The 23,386-nt window shown below is 42.9% G+C and carries 13 protein-coding genes and 1 pseudogene; 7 read left to right on the forward strand and 7 right to left on the reverse strand.

Annotation, left to right across the window (positions count from 1 at the left end; all coding sequences use genetic code 11):
* Positions 1 to 349: 349 nt before the first annotated feature.
* From MKX30_RS01230 to MKX30_RS01240, 3 genes are all read right to left on the reverse strand, one after another.
* Positions 350 to 682 carry a hypothetical protein gene (locus MKX30_RS01230; RefSeq protein WP_068939613.1) on the reverse strand — a complete coding sequence of 111 codons (333 nt, stop codon included), beginning with the start codon at positions 680 to 682 and terminating at the stop codon, positions 350 to 352.
* A gap of 254 nt (positions 683 to 936) precedes the next feature.
* A complete protein-coding gene (locus MKX30_RS01235) occupies positions 937 to 1,644 on the reverse strand; it encodes a response regulator (RefSeq protein WP_023988805.1) in 708 nt (235 codons plus the stop codon).
* Positions 1,637 to 4,333, reverse strand: coding sequence for a sensor histidine kinase (locus MKX30_RS01240; protein WP_068939612.1), 2,697 nt, complete (start codon positions 4,331 to 4,333; stop codon positions 1,637 to 1,639). The genes MKX30_RS01235 and MKX30_RS01240 overlap by 8 nt, the downstream gene beginning before the upstream one ends.
* 795 nt (positions 4,334 to 5,128) lie before the next feature.
* Here MKX30_RS01240 and MKX30_RS27365 point away from each other — a divergent pair.
* Complete coding sequence (locus MKX30_RS27365) at positions 5,129 to 5,407, forward strand: helix-turn-helix domain-containing protein (protein WP_076159626.1); 279 nt, start codon at positions 5,129 to 5,131, stop codon at positions 5,405 to 5,407.
* 663 nt (positions 5,408 to 6,070) lie between these two features.
* Here MKX30_RS27365 and MKX30_RS01245 read toward each other — a convergent pair.
* Positions 6,071 to 7,219, reverse strand: a complete 1,149-nt coding sequence (locus tag MKX30_RS01245; RefSeq protein ID WP_028541598.1) for an epoxide hydrolase family protein — start codon at positions 7,217 to 7,219, stop codon at positions 6,071 to 6,073.
* A 109-nt stretch (positions 7,220 to 7,328) separates the two neighbouring features.
* On the opposite strand from MKX30_RS01245, the gene MKX30_RS01250 reads away from it, so the two are divergent.
* From MKX30_RS01250 to MKX30_RS01265, 4 genes and pseudogenes are all read left to right on the forward strand, one after another.
* Positions 7,329 to 8,234: a LysR family transcriptional regulator gene (locus tag MKX30_RS01250; RefSeq protein WP_341062345.1), complete on the forward strand. Its 906-nt coding sequence runs from the start codon at positions 7,329 to 7,331 to the stop codon at positions 8,232 to 8,234.
* A gap of 1,198 nt (positions 8,235 to 9,432) precedes the next feature.
* Entirely contained in the window at positions 9,433 to 11,340 is a 1,908-nt protein-coding gene (locus MKX30_RS01255) for a carbohydrate-binding protein (RefSeq protein ID WP_341062346.1), read from the forward strand.
* A gap of 296 nt (positions 11,341 to 11,636) precedes the next feature.
* The gene (locus MKX30_RS01260) at positions 11,637 to 13,802 is read left to right on the forward strand and encodes an amidase (RefSeq protein WP_341062348.1); all 2,166 of its coding nucleotides are present in this window, start codon (positions 11,637 to 11,639) and stop codon (positions 13,800 to 13,802) included.
* A 684-nt stretch (positions 13,803 to 14,486) separates the two neighbouring features.
* Positions 14,487 to 15,790: pseudogene (locus MKX30_RS01265) on the forward strand (NtaA/DmoA family FMN-dependent monooxygenase).
* Positions 15,791 to 16,059: 269 nt separating this feature from the next.
* On the opposite strand, the gene ppsA reads toward MKX30_RS01265, so the two are convergent.
* The 3 genes from ppsA to MKX30_RS01280 all read right to left on the reverse strand — a co-directional run bounded on the left by ppsA (position 16,060) and on the right by MKX30_RS01280 (position 20,378).
* Positions 16,060 to 18,672: a phosphoenolpyruvate synthase gene (gene ppsA / locus MKX30_RS01270; RefSeq protein ID WP_076295110.1), complete on the reverse strand. Its 2,613-nt coding sequence runs from the start codon at positions 18,670 to 18,672 to the stop codon at positions 16,060 to 16,062.
* A 604-nt stretch (positions 18,673 to 19,276) separates the two neighbouring features.
* Positions 19,277 to 19,603, reverse strand: a complete 327-nt coding sequence (locus MKX30_RS27370) for a hypothetical protein (RefSeq protein ID WP_179086196.1) — start codon at positions 19,601 to 19,603, stop codon at positions 19,277 to 19,279.
* Positions 19,604 to 19,724: 121 nt separating this feature from the next.
* A complete protein-coding gene (locus MKX30_RS01280) occupies positions 19,725 to 20,378 on the reverse strand; it encodes a GntR family transcriptional regulator (RefSeq protein ID WP_028541608.1) in 654 nt (217 codons plus the stop codon).
* A 160-nt stretch (positions 20,379 to 20,538) separates the two neighbouring features.
* Between MKX30_RS01280 and uxuA the strand changes: the two genes are divergently transcribed.
* Both uxuA and MKX30_RS01290 read left to right on the forward strand, forming a co-directional pair.
* A complete protein-coding gene (uxuA, locus tag MKX30_RS01285) occupies positions 20,539 to 21,615 on the forward strand; it encodes a mannonate dehydratase (RefSeq protein ID WP_076295109.1) in 1,077 nt (358 codons plus the stop codon).
* Positions 21,616 to 23,223: a mannitol dehydrogenase family protein gene (locus MKX30_RS01290; RefSeq protein ID WP_053325519.1), complete on the forward strand. Its 1,608-nt coding sequence runs from the start codon at positions 21,616 to 21,618 to the stop codon at positions 23,221 to 23,223.
* Positions 23,224 to 23,386: the final 163 nt, after the last annotated feature.

The following is a 23,386-nucleotide window of genomic DNA, read 5'->3' on the forward strand; positions in this document are numbered from 1 at the left end:
TAGATTGATATTCAAATATGTCAAACGCTTTCATGGAATTTATAGAACTTATTCTCCCTTCCTCTTTGCATATATGACTTGCCGTTTTTAATTGCTTATTGTAGTTGAATTTTCTGCATGTAAAAAAGGCTCACTCCGTCTTCAACAAGTGGAATAAGCCTTCTAAGCTTTCAATAACATTTTCTACTCCTAATTCTTACAAATGGTGTTGTTGATCAGGATTGGATGCCAAAGCAACAAATAATTTTTCTTCTTCACTCAGCGCTTGTAGAAATTGTTCTCCGGCCAGATTGGGAGCAAACACCAGGTAACGCGGCCTGACGATTCATATTTTTCCTTCTTTCGGAGTTTAGCTATAAACCTCTTGTTCCAGCACCCGATTTACAGCCTTGATAAAGGCAAGATAACCACCATCGGTATCGTTCCGATGAGGAAGAGCCAAAAACATTGTCTCTTCAACCTGGTTATCGTCTAACTCATAGCTGTTTGTCAGGATTTCTCTGATCTCATCGACGGGTGTACCGAGAGCAAACTTCTGAGCTGCTTTATAGATATCATAGTTCTCATAGATATCCTTCCGTGTCACCTTCTGCAAATCGATAAAATCATATATTTTTTTAACGGAATACAGCACCGCCAGCACAATTGAGATCAGACCCGCACTTGTTAAAATTTCATTCATTCCCCATACCTCTTTCCCTTTCACTCAGTTGACAGCTTAGCCGATGAAACAGACGAACAAGGTAGTGCACATCTCACATGCCGAACCTCCTTATCCTCTTTACTTCAGAGTTCAGCGTAACATTTTCACCATTAGTTTAGGATTAGGGTTTTCATATAGGTATAAAGATCATCTTAAGATTTAGTGGCAGATGAAAAATAAAGAGACCATGCTCCATAAGAGCATGATCTCTAATTACATAATGGTATTGTTACCTAGCCATCATCTCCAACCTGAAGCATACGGTAACCAACTCCGATATGTGTTTGAATAAACTTAGTTTGTGATGATGTTTTTTCTATTTTTTTTCTCAGCGTTGCCATAAACACACGCAGGGCAGGAATGTCATAGCTGTGGTTGCCCCAGATTTCATGCAGGATAAAATTATGGGTCAGTACTTTGCCTACATGTTTTGCCAGCAGGCAAAGCAGTTTATATTCGCTTGGGGTCAGGTGAATTTCTTCTTCACCAATCCATACGCATCCTGCTGCATAATCAATTTTCAAATTTCCATTAATAAAGCTGGAAGCATCCTTCAGGAGCTTATCACTGTCATTTCGAATTCTTCGTAAACTGACTCGAAGTCTGGCCAGCAGTTCTTCTACACTGAAGGGCTTTGTTAGATAATCGTCCGCTCCGGCATCCAGCGCATCTATTTTATCCCGATCTTCGCTGCGTGCGCTGACCACAATAATAGGCATATTCGACCATGCACGAAACTTTTTTATGATATCTACACCATCCATATCCGGCAACCCCAAATCCAGAATCATTAGATCCGGCTGCTTGGATACTGCTTCTAAAATCGATGCTTCCCCTGTTTCAGCCGTATGATATTTATACCCCTGTGTCTCCAGCGTTGTCGTAATCAGCTTGCGGATGGGTTTATCGTCCTCCACAACAAGAATAAAAGGTTTATTCATGAACATTCACTTCCTCAGCTTGCAGGGTAAAATAAAAAACCGTCCCTTTAGGGATATTGTCCTTAACACCAATAGTACCTCCATGAGCATTCACAATTGATTTGCACAGAGAAAGCCCCAATCCTAATCCACGACGTCCGTCCCCATGAATGTTGTCTGCCGTATAAAACATCTCAAACAGTCTAACCTTGACTTCTTCTGAAGAAATACCGGGGCCATCATCTGAGATTTCTACAATGACTATATGTCTCTCGCGTCTTGCTGAAATTGTGATGTGAGAGCCATCTTGGGTATACTTGATTGCATTATCAATCATATTGATCAATACCTGAACAATAAGTCGGGAGTCCATTCGAGCCATCATCAATTCATCATCCAGTTCCGTCTGAATGACATGCTTCACACTGTTGCGATTCACATGAAGCAGAGCCTCCGAAATGACTTCCTCCATTAATTCTGCCTGAAAATTCAGATTTAGAGTACCACCTTCGATTCGACTAATAGACAGCAAATTTTCTACCAAATTGATTAACCACATGGAATCGTCATATATATCCGTATATAGACCTTTTTTCTGTTCCTCGTTTAGTACCTCTGGGTTTCCAAGAAGAATCCCCGCATTGCCTGAGATGCTGGTAAGTGGAGTGCGTAAATCATGAGAAATGGACCGAAGCAGACTGGCACGGAGTTGCTCCTGCTGGATTTGCATGGAAATCTCTTGTTGTCTTTCGTTCAGTTTTTCTTTCTCTAGCGCCAGCGCGCATTCTCCCAGCATGGCAAGCATTAGGCTATTTTCAAAAACTTCTAAAGGTTCTTCCTCATCCATTACAATAGCTGCCACCGCAAGAACCTGTTCTCCTCCACGCACCGCATGATATAGACACTTAGCGCCAAAAAAAGTATCCGTCGTTGCTCCTGCACGCTTGTTGTTTTTATATACCCACTCTGCAACTGCACGTTCGTTGCCTCCTGTGTAGACCCCTGGATCAACTGCAGATTCTTTCTTTGGAAAAAACTGCGGCGCCAACAGTACCCCTTGGTCAACTGAATAGAAAATGACCATTCTGTCCAACAACTTTACCATTTGATGTGCCATTTCATTAATAATAGCCGGAGAGTCTTTGGCCTGTTGCAATTTCCGGCTTGTTTCCAGAAGCACCTCGGTACGGTAAGCTTTTTGCGCGGATTGCCGAGCCTGCTCTCTTACTCGCATAGTTAGTGTACTCGTCATGAAAGAAGCAGCCAGCATGACCAGAAAGGTGACCGGATAGCCTGAATCATAAGCCTGTAAAGAATAATAAGGCTCGGTAAAAAAATAATTAAACACAAGTACACTCATAACCGAATAAATGGCGCTATACATTCTGCCCTTGGTCACAATTGCATTTAACAAAACTCCCAGAATGTACACGGTGATAATGTTAGCTTCTCGGAATTCCAAATACTTAAACCACAAGCCAATAATTGTGCACACAGCCAAGATAGCAATGGTCTTGATAGTATCTGCCAACGACAGCAATGGGTATTTTTCGTAAAAAGGCAATCTTTTATAGAAGGAAGACTGAGTATAGGGGATAATATAGATTTCAATATTAGGAAGTAAGGCCGTTAGTTTATCACTTACATTGGATTTTGCAAGCCCTCTCCTCTTGTAAGGGGAGCGTCCTAGGACAATTTTCGATACACAGCTTGTTTTGACATATTCGGCAATCTGTCCTGGAATATCGTCTCCATACATCGTTGCGATTTGTGCACCCATTTGCTCAGCCAGCCTAAGGTTCTCCCTTAACTCCGCTTTATTTTTTGATGTCAATTCTCTCGCTTCTGGTGTTTCCACAAACAACGCGGTGAAATGACCATGAAAAGCTGCCGCCATTCTTGCTGCTGTTCGGATCACTTTCTTATTGGAAGCAGCCGAAGACAGACAGACCAGAATATGTTCTTTCGTATCAAATTCATTTCTTTTCGCCTGCTCACTGATTTGCTCCGCGATTCGGTTTAACTGACTTGCTGTATTACGCAAAGCAATTTCACGTAGAGTCGTCAGCTTCTCTTTGGTAAATAAATGAGCCTGTGTATTCTCCTCCTCAGGGTAAATCTTTCCCCTATTCAAACGTCCTATTAAATCATCCGGTTCAATATCGACTAATTCCACCTGATCAGCACTGTCAAATACACTGTCCGGTATGCGTTCGTCAACGGAAATGCCAGTAATGGAGTAGACAATATCCGTTAGACTTTCAATCTGTTGAACATTCATCGTCGTATATACATGAATTCCTGCGCGAAGAAGTTCCTCCACATCCTGATATCTTTTTTTATGTCGGCATCCTGCCGCGTTGGTATGGGCCAAATCGTCCAATAAAATAAGGTCAGGACTTCTCTGGAGCGCTTGGTCCAGATCAAATTCCTTAGTTGAGGATTCTTTATTTGAAATTTTGATGTAAGGAAGAAGTTCAAGTCCTTCCAACAACGCCGCAGTGTATGGCCGGGCATAATGTTTAATATATCCAACTACGATATCTATACCCTCTTTTTGCTCTTCGTGAGCGTCGCTAAGCATTGCACAGGTCTTCCCAACACCTGGTGCATATCCAACAAAAATTTTCAGTCTTCCTCTACTTTTTCTTACCGGCAAGTCAGTAATTCGATCAAGTATGGACCCGGCATCGTTCTGTTTTGCTGCCATCCTGTGCCCACCCTCTACTATATTCTCTCTCAATCCATAGTATATCATGAGCAAAATCAGTACCGTATTACGAATTTGCCTACAGCATTAAGATTGTATTAAGATCCGCTCTTATGTAATAACATCCTTAAAGAAGCCTCAAAATCCTGATTCTGTCCTAGCTTTCTCAGTGGAAGGATAGCAGCACAAAATAATATAAAAAGCTTTCACAAGCTGGTTCAGCCTTTTCTCATATTCACGGCATAGAAGATTGAAAAACAAGGATTCAATGCTTTGGCTTCATCTCTCATAGCACGTTTTGACATCTTCTCCTTCCATTTCAAATTTCATTGTTAGAATTTCCTATATGCTTGGTAATTGTAGAGCTGGCAGCAGACGCAGGCATTTCAGAAATGCAAATCGACACAAATGCTAGAACTAATAAAAACAAACTACATTTCTTCCACATCAATTCTTCCTCCTTAAGTCAGAGAAACCAATGAAAGTACCCTGCCAAGTAGACATAGTTTCTTCTTCATGTCTGACTGACAGGGTACAGTTCATTCTTTATAGATTTTGATTATTCTTATATTTTTCGGCTGATACACCTTATTATGGTATGCTCATGTTGTGCCACAAAGCTATTGTCGGGTACACATAAAGGCCATCCATCCGTTTGCTCAACGACATACCCTGCACCTGTAAATAAAAAGGGCTCGATTGTAATTACCAAGCCCTCTCCCTCTTCCAATACCGTGGCTACACAGATTCTTATTTACTAGGAAGAAGAAAAAGAACTTACAAAAAGGTTTATAAATGTGTCAGAAGGATCTAGCTAGAGATGTTGGAACCAGAGGTTACATTAGTCAAATTGAGAAAGGAAATGCGATGCCCTCTTTTGAGATCATTAGCAAGCTTACAGAGCGATTAAATTGCTTTATTAGACTGTGCCCCCAAGTTTCACCGCATTTATTTTTTCGAATAACCCCCTCTTCAGTTTTCCTTTTCACCCACATATCGATCAAGGCCTTGTCAGGTTTTCCAAAGTATGAACTGTACACTTTCCGGAAATATAATAAAATCTCTCATCTTTAGTTCGGGCAGTCGTTCCAAAATATAAAAAGCTGCTAAATAAGCGACTAATTAAATGGTCAATGTCCTTTTTTTCTTCGATAACTAGACGCAAAGCCAACGACATGAGCTTTTTATTGCGCATTGAATTATTCCAAGCTCTCTTTGCCCTGTAAGTTCATTCAAGAGTACTGGTTATTTTGTTGGATCATCTATGCTCCTTTGCCTTGAGATTAGTGAGTGATACTGACGGTTTCGATCAGTTTTATTCATATAACAATATCGAAGCTGTGTAGTATGGTTGAGGTTGTGAATATACTTGGCTGAATTATAATTAAGAGAAGTATGGATAAATGTATCTATTTAAGTGTATACACCCCGATATTTTTCTCATTTTATATGGACTAATATGTGAACCTACCGTAGCGGAATGAATCTCATATGTGATTTTGTAGAAGAATATTGAGTTGTGTTACCGCTTTGCATTTACATATTTTACAGTAACACAAAATTAAAATTTGCCCCTTTTCACATGATCTTAGTAGTCAGGTCAACTCCAGTTTCACTGTGGTAATCTCTAAGACAAAGTTTGAGGGCCAACTTTGTGTCCATTCCCCTTTAAGGGGTAAATGTATGTCTGGTAAAAAATGTACTGGTTGTTCATAACCCTCTCAAGGATAGAGACTATCAGATGCTTATGGAATGAAAAAAATGATTTAGATGTTCGGCAAACAATTTAGGATTTTCCATAGCGGCAAAATGACCGCCTTTATTCGCTTTCTCCCAGTACGTAATATTATAGGCGCGTTCTACCCAGCTTCGGGGAGGCGTGGGCAGCTCCTTGGGAAATAAGGAAACCCCTGTTGGAACAGTAACACGCTGATCTTCGGTGAAATGCAGTGGCATTTTGGTACCTTCAGTATATATTCGCATGGAAGAAGCAATCGAATTGGTAAACCAGTAAATCGATATGTTAGTGAGGATATGATCAAGTGAGAAAGACCTTTCGATATCCCCGTCACAGTCACTCCAACCTTGAAATTTTTCTACCATCCAGCTGGCAAGACCGGTTGGGGAATCACTTAGTGCAAAAGCCAGTGTTTCCGGCTTCGTTCTATGAAGGGCGCTATAAGCACCTTCTCGGTCCAACCACTCAGCTACGATGTCTAAGTAAGCTTGCTCTTCTTCGCTAACAGATGGTGTATTCGGAGTGAGGGGTGGCTTGTAGCTTCCTGGAATATAATTGAGATGAAGTCCCATCACCCGTTCAGGGTACATGAATGCTAACCATGTTGAGACCCCTGCTCCAATATCCCCTCCCTGAACCAAATACCTTTCATAATCCAAACGATCCATAAGTTTTGCCCAAAGCGTAGCTACGTATTTGGACCCCACTCCCGGTCGTGTGGGTTTACTCGAAAATGCAAAGCCTGGCAATGAGGGAATAATCACGTCAAAAGCCTCTTCAGCATGTCCACCATATAGTGATGGAGTTGTTAGATAAGGGATTAGTTCTAACATCTCTACAAATGATCCTGGCCATCCATGAGTCAACAACAGTGGTCGTGCGGATGTGCCTTCACCCCGAACGTGTACAAAGTGTATATCGAAGCCATCCACATGTTCCATAAACTGCGGGAAACGGTTTAACCATGCTTCCTGTTCACGCCAGTTGTATTCCGTGCTCCAATAATCAACTAATCTCTTTAAAAAGGAACGGTCTGTCCCCAGAGCCCATGGTTCTACAGAGAAACTCGAAGGCCATCGAACCTGTTTTAGTCTGATAGACAGATCATGCAGTTGTTGCTCTGGAATTGAAATTTTGAACGGTTCCATTCATTGTTTCCTCCCTTGTAGATTAATTTACGATCAGAAGGATTCCATTGTATGATGGATCTGTTCATTAATAAAATTGAAATATTCAAAATCATTATCATTTTTATCGATGGAAATTAGACACCTTATTACATTTCAGACGATTATCGAAATCGGAAGTTATACAGGGGCTGCATTGCAATTGGGATACACTCAGTCCACGATCACTGCCCATATACAGTCGCTTGAAGAAGAGATTGGCGGGGAGCTTTTCACTTACGAAAGAAGGCACTTGAAACTTACTCAATTAGGGAGAGAATTAATACCTCTGGCAGAAGATCTACTGGCTACTCATGACCAGATTAGAAATATACGAAGCAACCAGGAGGTTAAAGGTGCTATAAAGGTGGCTGCACCAGAGTCTTTAACAATTTCTAGATTAAGCCCGATTATAAGGGAATTCTCTTTGAAATATCCTCATGTCAAATTCATCCTTATCAACGGTATATGTGAACAAAACCAGGTTGGCTTAATCAGTGGACGTGTAGATGTGGCTTTCATGGTCTACCCGGAAATACATCCGGAAAAATGCATTCATTATTCTTTGGCCCAGGAGAACATTGTCCTGGTGTGCAGCAATGACGGTCCAGACCATTTCGATGAATATAAGCGAGAGAACACCAACCATTTTTTTATTACGAATGAAGAAAGCTGTAGTTATCGGACCATGTTTGAAAGATATCTTGTAAAGCATGATATTCACCCATTTCAAACCATGGAGTTATGGAGTATTGAGGCGATTAAACAAACCGTTATGAGTGGGCTTGGATTTTCTTTTTTGCCTTATATTACAGTTAAAGAAGACGTGAATAGAGGAAAACTTAAAATCGTAAGTCATTCCGAAAAGTTCGATCCGATATACTCCCATATGCTGATTAAAAAGAAAAAGTGGTTATCTCCAACAGTAAAAGCTTTCTCTGAATTTGTGATAAAGTCGATCCGTGAAACGGATAACGAACTCGAAAGTTCAAGATGACTACCATTTGTTGGATAATTGGTAATCGGGCCATGTTCTTGTCCCTCGACATTCCTTCCATGTCTCGTCAGCATATTGATCAAACAATTCGCCGCGATATGAGATAATATCAGCAAGTCAGCGCTTGATACAAGAGACAAACGCAGTTTTGTCTTAAATGCATTGTTTGTGGATGGAGAAACCTACTGATTTTTCAACTCGATTCCCAGCTTTTCTTTTGTCCATTTGGTATGATTTCTCCTGGTTTGAACTTAACATCTGGACCCCATGGTCACAAATACGTAATTGTTACCGGTTGATCGTATTTACCGTTCTTATCTCCAGCCTGGCACATGTAGTTTTTGTGTCACCCGGCTTGTGACCGCTCGCTATTGCTGCTACACCCGTTCAACACGGCCGACATGTCAACACACCTACCATCAGCAGACTGCCGATCCGTCTTCTTTTTACTTTCGTTCAACTTTGTCACCCCACTCTAGGTAATGTAGATTACAGCATTTATAATAATGAATGAATCAGGTAACTGCCCATACTAACTTTACAACATTTATTGCACTAATTTAGGATACTGGAAATTGGATATCAGTGTTGCATTAATGCAATCTCCCCTGGACAGGCAAAAGCATCCCTGCAGGGCTGCCTCTTCTGCTGCAATCATTCATACTAATTTATCCAGTCATGTTCAGCATACAACGTATGGACATAGTGTGTTTAACTAATGCCAACTTAAAGTTTCACCCGTCGATTGCGCTTGCTTGGAATAACAGGTCGGATATCTCGATTTTGCAAAAGGTCCAGCATGCCATTGGTATCGTAATTTACGTTCCTTTCGATTCGCTTTTTTTAGAAAATAGAATGATATTGTTATTTTTGATAGAACATGCTATGATTGCGCCAAATAAAACCATTATTTGCAATCAATTTACATATTAATATTTAATAACCCAATGTTTATGATTACTATACTTTCTCCAACACATAACTGGAGTTGTCAATAAATGAACAGAGACCAGTATATGGTGACTCTCCTCTCGTAGTTCACTTTTAAATTCAATAAATGTAAGCGATTTCATGTCTATTTCTCGTGCCCTCTTCACAGCAGTTCTCCTTACGGGTAGAGGTCTGAGTATATTCTTGAGTTTGATAAATTTACGAATAGCTCGGCTTTGGACCATATAAAAAAACGGAGGTTATTGTTATGATTAGAAAATGTCTAGCTTTATTTCTCTCCTTCACTTTATTGCTTGGTGTCTCTCTCGTGCTAAGTGTAGATGCTGCCAATCGACCACTGGCTAAACTCCCTGGAAATTCCAACCCTCTAGTGGATCATAAATTGGGAGCTGATCCCTATTCATTGGTATATGGTGGAAGGGTGTATGTCTACATGTCAAGTGATACGTATGTTTATAACAATGATGGATCGATTAAAGACAATGACTTCAGTGCACTGGATCGCATCCAGGTCATTTCCTCCGCGGACATGGTGAATTGGACGGATCACGGAACGATACCGGTCGCAGGTGCCAACAACAAGAACAACGGTAGAGGCATTGCCAAATGGGCCTCTAACTCCTGGGCTCCAGCAATTGCGCATAAAAAATTGAATGGCAAAGATAAATTCTTTCTTTATTTTGCCAATGGTGGGGCAGGAATTGGAGTCCTGACAGCAGACACGCCGATCGGACCTTGGACAGACCCCCTCGGTAAAGCGCTTGTGACACATAGTACGCCTGGAATGGCTGGCGTGACATGGCTTTTTGATCCGGCTGTGTTGGTGGATGATGATGGCACAGGATACCTGTATAGCGGTGGGGGAATTCCTAACGAATCCGATCCCGCTTCCATTGCTAATCCTAAAACAGCTAGAGTGATCAAGTTGGGGGCCGATATGATAAGTGTTGTTGGAAGCACAACCACCATTGATGCACCTTACTTATTTGAAGATTCCGGTATTCATAAGTACAATGGCAAATACTATTATTCCTACTGCATTAACTTTGCCGGGACACACCCGCCACAGTACCCTGCAGGTGAAATCGGCTATATGGTCGGCGATAACCCGATGGGCCCCTTCACTTATAAAGGCCATTTCCTGAAAAACCCCTATACATTCTTCGGCGTTGGCGGCAACAACCACCATGCTGTATTTAACTTTAAAAATGAGTGGTACGTCGTGTATCATGCCCAAACGGTCAGCAAGGCACAAATTGGAAATGGAAAAGGCTATCGCTCTCCTCACATTAATAAGCTGGTGTACAATACCGATGGAAGCATCCAGGAGGTACAAGGGAATATGACTGGAATAGCTCAGCTATCCAATCTAAATCCATATACCAGAGTTGAAGCGGAAACCATGGCGTGGCAGGCGGGTATTACGTCCGAGCCCACTCAAGCCACTGGCGGTCCGGTCAGTAATCTGAATGTGACCAATATTCACAATGGGGACTGGGTCGCTGTCGGGAAGGCTGATTTTGGCTCTACCGGAGCAAAGACGTTCAAAGCCAATGTTGCCACAAATGTCGGTGGTAGTATTGAAGTACGTCTTGACAGTGAGACAGGCCCTTTAGTCGGCACCTTAAAAGTACCTTCAACTGGAGGTATGCAGACCTGGAGAGAAGTAGAGACCACGATCAATAATGCAACTGGGGTTCGCAACATTTATCTGGTGTTTACTGGGACAGGAAACGGCAATCTATTTAATTTGGATGCCTGGCAGTTTACCCCCAACACGGGGAACAATACGGGGACAAAGGTTGAAGCTGAGAACATGAACATTGGCGGCACTTATGCGGGCAAGATCAGTACACCTTTTGACGGGGCTGCTCTGTATTCCACTGCTGACTATGCATCATACTCACAGTATTTTGCCAACCCTACGCATAATATCTCAGTACGGGGGGCTTCAAGCAATGCTAGTACGGCCAAAGTGGACTTGGTTATTGGAGGAGTAACTGTGGGTTCCTTTTATTTCACGGGCAAAACGCCGACTGTCCAAACTTTATCCAACATTACTCACGCTACCGGAGATCAGGACGTCAAACTCACCTTGACGAGCGATGACGGAACCTGGGATGCCTACGTGGATTTCATTGAATTTTCATTATGATCGCTCGTATTTATATTAGTCAAATATTTACTATATTGAGAATGTCTGGGTGTTTCATCCTCAGTGACTTACAAGTGTAACCCATGGAAAACGCCCTCTGGTGCTCGGGATTTGCTAGGGAAGCTCCCTAGTGTAATCTCGGGCACCATTTTACCTTAAATGGCTCCCTTTATATCCGTATTACAAAAATTGACATTTCGTATGAAAATAAGTAGTATAATTAGAAACATTTATTAATTTCTCGTTCCTCTCTATTCAAATTCCTGATCCTATCTAATTTAAGGAGTGAAAATGCTATGTGCGCACGAATGCTAAAAGCGAATGCAAGGAATGTAATCGGTAATTATTGCAAATGGATCGCGACTGGTATGATTTTAACTCTCACGGGATGCTCCCTTGCATCCGCCACCCCTTCGCCCTCTTCCTCAAGTAAAACCAGTAGTGAACCCGTCTCCTCCCTAGTTACATTTCAATTGCAAGAGGCTACGATTGCTCAGATGCAGGACGCGATGAAGTCAGGAGCACTGTCGAGTGTCGAACTCACCGCCCTGTACCTTAACCGCGTATATGCCTATGATGCTAGTGGCATTCGGCTGAATTCCATCCCTGTTCTGAACCCCGACGTACTAAAAGAAGCCGCTCAGGCTGATCAACTAAGGGCACAGGGTATTAAGACCGGTCCTCTGCAAGGCATCCCCTACACGGTTAAAGACAGCTACAAGGTTAAGGGACTCACTGTTGCTTCTGGATCTCCGGCTTTCAAAAATCTGATGGCAAAAGACGATGCCTTTACAGTAGAGAAGATACGCAAATCCGGTGGGGTGCTCATTGGTAAAACCAACATGCCACCAATGGCAGCAGGGGGAATGCAAAGAGGCGTTTATGGCCGTGCTGAAAGTCCGTACAATCCAAATTATTTGGCTGCAGCTTGGTACTCTGGCTCCTCTAACGGATCTGGCGTATCAACAGCCGCCAACCTTGCTGCCTTCGGTATGGGGGAAGAAACGGTATCCTCTGGAAGATCACCAGCATCTAACAATGGTTTAATTGCCTACACGCCATCGCGGGGCCTAATCTCCATTCGGGGGAATTGGCCGCTCTTCCCTATACGGGATGTCGTTGTCCCACATACGAGGACTGTCGAGGACATGCTCCGCTTGCTTGACGTGATCGTTGTAGAAGATAAGATCACCAAGGGGGATTTCTGGCGAGAACAGAAAGCCGTTCGACTCCCTTCTGTCAACAGTGTCCGTCCCAAATCCTATTTAGAGCTGCGAGACATTCAAGCTTTAAAAGGCAAGCGCATTGGCGTTCCGAAAATCTATATTGGTAAGGACCATGAAACCACAACTCCGATCAAATTCAGACCTTCGATACAGGCATTATGGGAAAAAGCTGTAAAGGATTTAACTGCTCTTGGAGCTGAGGTTGTGGAAGTTGACTTCCCCTTGCAGGCGAACAGCGAGAAAGACCGGGCAACAGCAAAAACACCTGAGGAACGTGGTTTGATGCCGGCAAAGTGGGTTGAAAAGGAATTCGGATTGCTTAATCCTTATGCTGCTGAGGAATTCCTTAAAAGTGTGGGCGATCCGAATTTCCCGTCATGGGCTAATATCGACCCTGCAACCGTCTTCCCGAATCCGCCCGGTTCGGTAGATGCCAAACGTGGTAGAGACCTTGGCCACTATGACGTATTCATTGAAACCATAAAGAAAGGCGTCACTCCTTACGAACAAATTCCTCAGTTTCAGGAAGGTCTGAGGGGGCTTGAAAATGTACGAAAGATTGATTTTGAAGATTGGATGAAGCAAAACAACCTTGATTTTATTGCATTCCCGGCAAATTCGAATATCGGCAAAGCTGACTCCGATGTGAATGAAACGTCCTATGAGGAGGCTTGGGAGAATGGCAACTATTTCTCCAATACGAATTTCATTCTACGCGAGTACGGTATCCCAAGTGTGTCTGTGAGTATGGGCGCTATGAAGGATACCGGAATGCCCGTTAATCTGACGATGGCAGGTGCCGCATACAGCGATAATGACCTGCTTCGTTACGCTTATTCCTATGAGCAGGCTACCAAAAACCGTCCTATTGCAGCACGCACGCCAGCGCTTGAGGATGAAACCTTTTCCTATAACCCGCAAACTGCTCTCCCACCCTCTAAACGCAAGGAAACAGGAACCCCTGAACTTAAATTGAATGCTTCAATCACGGATGATGTTCTCGCTTTGGAAGGTTCAGTCACAGATCAAAGCGATATTGCACAGCTTAAAGTTTATGTCAATGGCATTCGTGTCGATATTACAGAAGATAAAGCCAATTGGTCAGCAACGCTTCCAACTACTAAATACAAACAGGGTGGTTCCTCCCAAGCCGATACGCTGCATATTCTCGTACTGGCCAAGGATATTTACGGAAATACCTCTGCTCAAGTCAAGTCAGTCACTTTACCCCAATGACGAAGGACATCATAGAACTCACTATAATTGTGGGTTCCATGACCGTAAGGTTCTCATTAGGGAAGCCATCGCTGCAGCTGGCCTGAGCGACGGGATATTTAAGCTTGCGGGCTGGAGGTTGGTCAGATGAAACTGCAACTTCCAGCTCTTTAAATTCTAATGCAACTTGACATGTTATAGCCTTGCTGTCTTGTTCATTGAACTATCGTTTCTCGATAGCTCAATCACTATTTGGATATTTGTTGAATAGAAACAATTGCTTAATCCTATCTAACCAAGGAAACGGATTAATTCATAGACTTTACTATCATCTAAAAGAAATAGAATTTAAGTTCAAGATCAAAAGTATTTAAATAATTTCGGTGTGTCTCCCTCTGCATCACGCATAGATTAAGATTAGATCATCATAAATAATCACACAGCAAGGCTGGATTAGATAATGCTACATATAGCGTTCGCGATTTGTATATTTGCATTTTGTGTAGTACTTGCTACAATCTATATTGATAATGAGAATCATTATTAACTAATTCGGAGGTCTGATTATGATCACCGAGCGCTTGTTGCCATGGAGAGACGTCGGTGTTGGATGTTAACTCGGTTGGCTTCGCCTACTTAAGCATGCACTGATCGGAATATTTCCTAGGCGCAACATTATTTTTCTATAGAGAAAGGTTGATAGAGTTGACTACAAATCGACAATTATGCATTGGATTATCCTTATCTGCGACTTGGATGAAAGGAGACGGTTGGCGGCACCAGGACAGCGGTGTGGAAAAGATGGGGTCAATTGACTATTACATTGATTTGGCAAAAATGGCGGAGAAGGCAAAGCTCGATTTTATTTTCAAGGCGGATTATCTTTATGTTAGTCCGCAGATGCTGGGCGATTCCGCTAACTTTGGCAGTCCCGATCCTACAATGATTTTTGCGGCGATTGCTCGTGAAACCAAGCGGAGTGGATTAGTGACAACGGTTTCCACCACTTTCAATCCACCGTATGTTGTCGCAAGGCAGCTTCAGTCGTTGCACTGGCTCAGTAACGGGCGCGCAGGCTGGAATATCGTAACTTCGATTGAAGGCGCAGAAAATTTCGGTGATTCGCCTATGCCTTCACCGCAAGAAAGATATGCGAAAGCAATGGAATTTACTGATGTCGTACGCAAACTATGGGAAAGTTTTCCTGATGAAGCGATTGTAATTGACCGCGAGTCAGGCATTTTTCTGATAAGAATAAGGTTTCTTCAATTAATCATTCAGGCGATTTTTTCAGTGTCCAGGGACCGCTTACTTTACCTGCCCATACATCGGGATCTATTCCTTTATTTCAAGCAGGCACGTCAGATACAGGACGAAATTTTGCCTCTTCAATAGCGGATGCTATTTTTGCGGCCATGCCAGACCTTGAATCCGGAGTGGAGTTGCGAAATGATCTGAGAAAAAGAGCCAAAGAACATGGACGCCATCCGAACGCCATCAAAGTTTTGCCTGGATTATATTTTTTCTTGGCTGAAACTCGCGAGGAAGCGCATGAATTACATAAGTCAGCACATGCGCATCTAAGTATGGAGCGCAGACATGCACTGCTCAAGTCAGTGCTTGGCCTTGATTTAAGCAGCTTTGCTTTGGAACATCGCGTAACTGCCGATATGCTTCCCGATCCGAATCACCCAGTCCGTAGCCGGACACATGCTGAGCTTTTGCGCCGGTATATTATAAATCATCAGCCTACAGTGGAAGATGTGTTGGCAAGACCCGAGGTCGTCGGATCTGCTCATTGGGTTTCCGTTGGAACAGTTGAGGACGTATTGAACGATATTATTGAGCGGTTTGAGGCTGGGGCTATTGACGGATTTATAGCTCTTCCAGGCGGTTCAGAAGAATCTATGAAAATATTTTTTGAAAAACTGATGCCGCAGTTGGTTGAAAGAGGCTTGTTCAGAAGCGAATATGCAGGTTCGACTCTGAGGGCACATTTGGGTATTTAACACCCGATACTGTCGAGAACAAGACATTAAAAGCCGCTATTTTAGCGGATTTTTTGTTCTAACGGTACAAGTTCTTGTCTCAAGTCGAGGAAAAGTACTTGTACCTATTCCCGTAAAGGACAAGAGATTTAGATTATCGGGTCAGCTATGTATAAATCATTTTGTGTCATGGATAAAAGGACGAACAGGATAACCGCCCTTTTATCCATGACAGGTTGCATTTAATGCCGTCCATTATGACAGAGGCTATTACTTAGCGTATTCAGCCATTACAATATTTCGATATACCCTTCTGTTCCATGCACACGAATTCGTTGCCCATCTTTTATCAGCTTGGTAGCATTTTCCACTCCGACAATAGCGGGTAAGCCATATTCACGTGCGATAACGGCTCCATGAGTCATCAGTCCACCAACTTCGGTGACTAGGCCTTTTATGGATACAAACAATGGTGTCCAGCTGGGGTCAGTAAAGGCGGTGACTAATATATCTCCATCTTCCAGATCAGCATCTTCCATGTTTAAGATGACACGTGCTCGTCCCTCTATAACTCCGGTAGAAACAGGCAGACCTACAATCGCTTCAGCTGGGAGATTTTCTCGTTTGTACTCACCCGCAATGATTTCACCATCAGACGTGATTACACGCGGGGGGGTTAGTTTTTCATATAATTTGTAATCGTCTTTTCGTTTACTGATGATCTGATAATCCAGTTTATTTGTGCGTACGACTTCGTGAAGTTCTTCAAAAGTGAGATCGTATATATCTTCTTTTTCGTGAATAATGCCAGCTTGTACGAGTTGTTCGGCTTCTTTTAGTAAAGCCTGCTTATAAACGAAGTAGCGATTAACCATGCCGTATTTAGGATATTCACGATAACCGATAAAATTCCTGATCAGATCGATCATCCGTTTTGTTTCTTTGGCTTTTTGTTCACCATCCGGTAATTGCTTCAATCGATCTAATAACTCTTGTTCTTTTTTCAAAGCCTCCTGTCGCCCCTGCTCAAATTTCCAATTGCCAGCATTAGGCTCAAAGTTTTTGATATTACTGAGAATCATGGGGACAAGTATAATTGGTTTTTCACTCCAACGAGTTCTCGAAATATCGATTTCACCGGCACATCGCATTCCGTATTTGTTGAGATAAGCATAGATAGCGTCTTGAGTTTCCTGTCCACCATCCAACTTAACCATTTCATCCAAAAAATTATCATCTTTTACATGTTGTAAATAATCAATTACCTCCGGATAAGGACGAATCGCATCTGCGACATCCAATAGCGCCAGACCCATTTCCGAAGTAATGTTGTTTGGTACAGATTGAGAAAGCGTATCTGCTGCGTTTTTTTCACCTAACCACTCGTACATTTTCTCATTGATCCATGACGAAGCATTCATAGCAGTCATAAAAACCTTTGAACTTTGTGGGTCAAATAAGATCTTCTTTAATTCTTGGAGATCTTCCAGAATAAAATCAAATAAATCTGCTCCTGATTTCGTTTGGATGTTTTGTTTTAATTCTTCTATCGATGTTTGACTGTTCTTAATCAAATCAGAAACGATTGCCGGATCGTTTTCGATTTGTGCTTGAAAACCTGCAGACGACCTACCTTTACTGATATTACCGGGACTCCGTTCTGTTCTATCATCTGGTAACGATTTTATAAAATCTCGCTCTATTAGGGTCATAAATGCGTCTTTTATGAGCGGATCAGATTGTCCCAGGGTATTTAAGAAAGTTTCTCTGCTGACAGGTGAAGCCAGCATATGTGTAACATCAACAAACAACCTTCCACCGGCTATACGCATGGGTGCAGGAGTTATTAACAGGTAAAAAGACAATCCCAATGGTTTTATCGGGTCAGTCATCATTTGTTGATGACCGACAGATACATAAACGTGATTTTCCTGATCATTTGCTTCAGGGATCGGGTATAAAGTCGTGATTGGACGACTCTGGACAATATAAAAAGTATCATGGGCCAAACACCATTCGATATCTTGTGGATAGCCAAAATAAGCTTCGATCTGTCTTCCCATGCGTGCCAGTTGTAAAATTTGTTGTTCAGTAAGGGTTTGAGTCTTTTGCTGATCGGGGTCGATCTGCCGGGTCTCTGTTCCGCCTTCTCTTCGTCTATAGACAGCCAATTCTTTGGTTGCTATCCTCTTATCGACGATTTCCCCTTCCTGTACTTTATAACAATCGGCAGAGACCAAGCCAGAGACCAGTGCTTCTCCAAGTCCAAAACTAGCTTCGATCGATAGCAGCTTCCGGTTGGATGTAATCGGATCAGCGGTAAATAAAATTCCTGAAGCCTGCGGGAAAACCATCCTTTGAACGATAACGGATAAATAAACTTGACTGTGGTCAAATCCATTTTGCATACGATAGATAACCGCGCGATCCGTAAATAGGGAAGCCCAACATTTGCTGATATGCTGCAAGATTGCTTCTTTGCCGATGATATTTAAATAGGTGTCTTGTTGACCAGCAAAAGAGGCATGTGGCAAATCTTCAGCAGTCGCACTGGAACGCACTGCGTAAGCATGTTCTTCTCCAAACCGGGAGAGATAGTGAGTAACTGCTTCCACAACATCGGCAGGAACTTCTACTTCCATAATGATTTGTCGAATCTGCCTGCTGATTTCACCAATTTGAGCACGATCTTCTGCTTTTAGCCTTGTTAGTCGATCCAACAATGCATAATACGTTTCTTTTTGTTCGATGGCTTTTTGATACCCCACTGTTGTAACACAAAAACCTTCTGGTACAGGTATTCCTTCAATTTTTGATAATTCCCCTAAATTTAACCCTTTTCCGCCAACCAGCAAAAACTGCGTTTTTTCCATTTCCTGAAAACCGAGAACCAAAGAACTCATTCAATATCTCTCCTAACTATTAAATTGAGAAAAAAACATTTGACAAGAGTTTAGCGGCATGGTAAAGTTAAAGTATAAAATTTGATTTTTATGTCAATTTAAATTTACGAAGTCACAATCTGATTATATCATCGTGTCTGTTTTATATGCAATATAAAAGAACCTGATAAAACTATCCAGGTTCTTTTTTGATTTTCCGCTATCATTAGTCACATCAAAAACCATGGCTCTAGCCGAACTCAGTTACTGCATAGTTCCCTATCGCTCCTATGTAGCCTAAGGAAACCCTGAAGTTGCGTCGGGTTCTTATTGAGCTAACCTGCCCGTTAGTTCAGCGAACGAAGCGCGTATAGTGAACCTCTTATATTTTTTCCGGGCATGTTCATCTTTGCACTTGGGAAAATGGGAAAACATGAAAGTTTCTATAATTCACTTCATCTCACATGTGATTCTATAGGCTCTTCTCTATGATAACTAAAAAGAAGATAATTTATTTCATTTTCTATTCCTGGCTTACACTTACTGTGAAACAATGTAATATATTCAGGATATGTTTGTTCCAATTGCCAAATTTACTTTCACTTACGTTTGTTATAAGCCCGCGTCAACTAGCTCTGCAAAAGCCAGTATAGAAGCGCCTCTCTCTTATTCTCAAACGTTCGTTGTATCTCCAGAAATTCAGGTACCTCCGACAGCCGGGAGGGTCTGTACCCGGGGCCGCCGCAGCCGCAGAAGTGGTAAGCGTATCCTTGTTGATATAGTAGCTCCACCTTTTTCCACTGCTTAATATCCGTTTGCTTCGGTGCCTGAAACATGTATACAAGGCTGCAAACTCCTGTGAGGATTCCTCCAGTTTGATCACCGCCTGACGGTAAATAACAATGCTCACGAGCAAAAATGGAATGACACAGGCCGGCACGTTTCCGCCCATAAATTTGCTGCAGTCTCGCGTTTATTACTCGCTCTATCACCGACATATTCAACTTGTAGAACAGCCTCCATGAATTACCCACTACTTTAAAATTCATACATGTTAATTTGAGCTAGCTGCCTTATTTCTTGATATAATCAGCGAACTTCCGGAGAAAATCGAGCGAATGGATATCCTCTCTGAGATGATGATGAACCAGATCATCCATTTTGGTTGTTTCCTTATTCAGCATGTATTCAAGCATAGCTTGGTGCTCATGCCATATGCCCATCAGCTTCCCTGTTTCCAGCATATGCAGCTTGCGATATCTGATATAGTGAACATTCGACTGCTGAATGAGCTGCCAAAGAAACCCCCGTCCCACCAATTGGAACATGGTTTGGTGAAACTGATCATCCAGACTGAGAAATTGATCCGTAGCATGATCTTCTTCAATCACAGCTCTCTGTCTGTCTAGAATATCACTCAACTTCTGTACATCGCTTAATGTAATTTGCGAAGAAAGCTCCTTCATAATTTCCTTTTCCAATGCGCTTCTTAAGTAAATAATTTGTTCAACGGACTCTAGATCAATATAGGACACAATGTTCCCCTTCTTGGGATAAATATCAATGTAGGACTCAAGCGCAAGCCACTTCAATACATCGCGTAGCGGAGTTCTGGACAGCTGGAAGCGTTCTGACAAGGTCGTCTCACTGAGAAGAGTACCCGGCTTTAAGGTCAGTGACAAAATATCTTTTTTCAACAGTTGCATGATTTCTTCTTTTGTAAACATATCATTCCTACCTTTACTTTATAAATCTAGTTATATTATAAAGCATTTTGAGCTGACGAACCCCTCTGAAATTATCATTGACAAGAACAAACCCTATAATTTATGATCAACTCAATCTTGTATACAAGACAAACGAAATACAATCAGGGAGGGTATCGTTATGAATATGACCTGGAGATGGTATGGTGAAAACAACGACAATATTACACTGGATCATATCCGGCAAATTCCGGGAGTTATGGGCATTGTCTGGTCTTTACATGATAAGGTAGCCGGTGAAGTATGGGAAATGGAGCGAATTCAGGAGGTAGCTGATCAGATTACGAGCAAGGGCTTTAGTACGGCGGTCGTAGAAAGTGTAAATGTCCACGATGATATCAAAATCGGCCTGCCATCCCGCGATCAATATATTGACATTTATATCGACACCATTCGAAAATTAGCCAAAGTGGGAGTCAAGGTGATTTGCTATAACTTTATGCCTGTCTTTGACTGGACAAGAACGGAACTGTATAAGGAACTGCCTGACGGGTCCAACGCCCTCTTTTATGAAAAGGCTGCCATTACCGATGATCCACGCCAAATGGTGGATCGGATTCTCGAGGGAGCCGGAAAGTTCACCATGCCTGGCTGGGAACCGGAGCGGTTGTCGAGACTGGATGAACTTTTTGCTGCTTACGCGGATGTCACAGAAGACAAGTTGTTTGACAACCTGAAGTATTTTCTTGAGCGCATCATCCCGGTCTGCGAGGAGGTTGACATCAAGATGGCCATTCATCCTGATGATCCGGCATGGCCCATCTTCGGATTGCCGAGAATTGTCCGTAGTCGTGAGACCATCCAGCGCATCCTAGATGCAGTGAACAGCCCATATAATGGTCTAACCTTCTGCACAGGCTCACTGGGGAGCAATCCTGAGAATGATTTGCCAGCCATGATTCGGGAGTTTCATGATCGTATTCATTTTGCTCATATTCGTAATGTCAAGGTGTTTGAGAATGGTGACTTTATTGAAGTGTCACACCGCGGCAAGGACGGAAGCGTCGATGTTCCGGAAGTAGTTAGAGCTTATCACGAGAACGGCTATCAGGGATATGTACGCCCGGATCACGGCAGACATCTATGGGGGGAAGAAAAGAATTGTCGTCCAGGCTACGGTTTGTATGACCGTGCACTGGGAGTTATGTACTTGCTGGGTGTCTGGGATAGTCTCGCTCAAGGCAAAGGAGTGAAATAAATGCTCCAACTTGACCGGAAAGGCCTTTCAGACAAGGCGGCCTGGAAAGAAGCAGACATCGAGCTGCCAAAATATGATCTGGAGCTTGTAGCCAATAACACCCGAGTTAGACCACAATGGGTGCATTTCGGCGCAGGCAATATTTTTCGAGGGTTGATAGCCAACGCGCAGCAACAACTGCTGAATAAATTGAAAGCGGATACAGGTATTGTTGCAACCGAAGCCTTTGATTTTGAAATGATCGACAAAGTCTATAAGCCTTACGACAATCTAACCTTACTGGTGTTGATGAGTGCAGACGGAAGATTTCACAAGAGCGTGGTCGCAAGCATCGTTGAGGGACTCGCAGCAGAGCAAAATCGTCCAGACGATTACCTCCGTCTGATTGAAATATTTGAGAATCCGTCCCTGCAGATGGCCAGCTTTACTGTCACGGAAAAAGGATACGCCCTGACCGGGCCCGACGGCAAGTATCTGGCTGTTGTGGAGAGGGATTTGACGAATGGTCCTGAACAGCCAGTGCATGTGATGAGCATAGCTACTTCGCTTGCCTATCGGCGTTACCTGAAGGGGCGGCATCCAATGACCTTTGTAAGCATGGATAATTGCTCCCATAACGGCGATCTGTTAAAGGATAGTATGATTGCTATCGCCAAGGAGTGGACTCGCAGAGGCCTGGTAGAGGAAGGATTTGCAGACTATCTGCAGAATGAGGAGAAAATAACCTTCCCCCTGACCATGATTGACAAAATCACCCCCCGCCCTTCCTTGCAAGTACAGTCTGCTCTTCGGGAGCTGGGGTTAGCCGACATGGAGATGATCGTTACCTCAAGGCATACGTATACGGCTCCCTTTGTCAATGCTGAGATTAGCGAGTATTTGGTCATTGAAGACAAGTTTACGAACGGGAGACCCGCACTGGAGGAAGCTGGCATCATCTTCACGAATCGGGATACGGTGGACAAAGTGGAAAAGATGAAAGTCACTACCTGTCTCAATCCGCTGCATACAGCGCTGGCCCTAGCTGGGTGTCTGCTTGGGTATGAGCTTATTGCAGATGAAATGAGGGATCACACATTGCGTCGTCTGGTGGAAACCATTGGCTACAAGGAAGGTTTGCCTGTTGTAGTTGATCCCGGTATTATCCAACCGCAACCATTTATTGACGAGGTATTGCAGGAACGCTTCGCCAATCCCTATATTCCGGATACGCCTCAGCGGATTGCCACAGATACCTCTCAAAAGATGAGCATCCGTTTTGGTGAAACCATAAAGTCTTATGCTAGCACAGCAGGACTTGATCCTGCGAACTTGACTGCTATTCCCTTGACCATTGCGATCTGGTGTCGCTATTTGCTGGGAGTGGATGATCAAGGAGCACCCTTCACACTCAGCCCGGACCCATTACTGGATTCATTGCAGGGATATTTGCAGAACACGAAGCTGGGCGATCAGACCTCCGAGATTCGCTGCCTCCTCGAGGATGACAAACTGTTCGGTGTCCGATTATATGAGATTGGTCTGGGCGACAAGATTGAAGCCATGTTTCATGAGATGCTGGCAGGTCCTGGTGCAGTCCGAAGCACGATAGAGAAGTATGTGAACTAGAACTTACATTAATGCAATCCCCCTGCCAGAAACTTTGGTCAGGGGGATTGCGTTAATGAGAACCAATTCTTTAAATAATCAACATCCACATGACTAAGTATCTGTTCTTCTCCCCTTTTTTGGATTCACAAAGTAATATTAAATCCCGTGTCGCTTCACCTGT

Origin of the sequence: Paenibacillus sp. FSL P2-0173, assembly GCF_038008045.1 — a bacterium.
Classification (GTDB): domain Bacteria; phylum Bacillota; class Bacilli; order Paenibacillales; family Paenibacillaceae; genus Paenibacillus; species Paenibacillus polymyxa_B.

Excerpts from the sequence above, each read along its gene's own strand:
- MKX30_RS01290 (WP_053325519.1), top strand. The coding sequence starts at position 21,616 with ATGCTCCAACTTGACCGGAAAGGCCTTTCAGACAAGGCGGCCTGGAAA.
- uxuA (WP_076295109.1), top strand. The coding sequence starts at position 20,539 with ATGAATATGACCTGGAGATGGTATGGTGAAAACAACGACAATATTACA.
- MKX30_RS01230 (WP_068939613.1), bottom strand. The coding sequence starts at position 682 with ATGAATGAAATTTTAACAAGTGCGGGTCTGATCTCAATTGTGCTGGCG.
- ppsA (WP_076295110.1), bottom strand. The coding sequence starts at position 18,672 with ATGAGTTCTTTGGTTCTCGGTTTTCAGGAAATGGAAAAAACGCAGTTT.
- MKX30_RS01280 (WP_028541608.1), bottom strand. The coding sequence starts at position 20,378 with ATGTTTACAAAAGAAGAAATCATGCAACTGTTGAAAAAAGATATTTTG.
- MKX30_RS01235 (WP_023988805.1), bottom strand. The coding sequence starts at position 1,644 with ATGAATAAACCTTTTATTCTTGTTGTGGAGGACGATAAACCCATCCGC.
- MKX30_RS27365 (WP_076159626.1), top strand. The coding sequence starts at position 5,129 with ATGTGTCAGAAGGATCTAGCTAGAGATGTTGGAACCAGAGGTTACATT.
- MKX30_RS01245 (WP_028541598.1), bottom strand. The coding sequence starts at position 7,219 with ATGGAACCGTTCAAAATTTCAATTCCAGAGCAACAACTGCATGATCTG.
- MKX30_RS01250 (WP_341062345.1), top strand. The coding sequence starts at position 7,329 with ATGGAAATTAGACACCTTATTACATTTCAGACGATTATCGAAATCGGA.
- MKX30_RS01240 (WP_068939612.1), bottom strand. The coding sequence starts at position 4,333 with ATGGCAGCAAAACAGAACGATGCCGGGTCCATACTTGATCGAATTACT.
- MKX30_RS27370 (WP_179086196.1), bottom strand. The coding sequence starts at position 19,603 with ATGGGCGGAAACGTGCCGGCCTGTGTCATTCCATTTTTGCTCGTGAGC.
- MKX30_RS01255 (WP_341062346.1), top strand. The coding sequence starts at position 9,433 with ATGATTAGAAAATGTCTAGCTTTATTTCTCTCCTTCACTTTATTGCTT.
- MKX30_RS01260 (WP_341062348.1), top strand. The coding sequence starts at position 11,637 with ATGTGCGCACGAATGCTAAAAGCGAATGCAAGGAATGTAATCGGTAAT.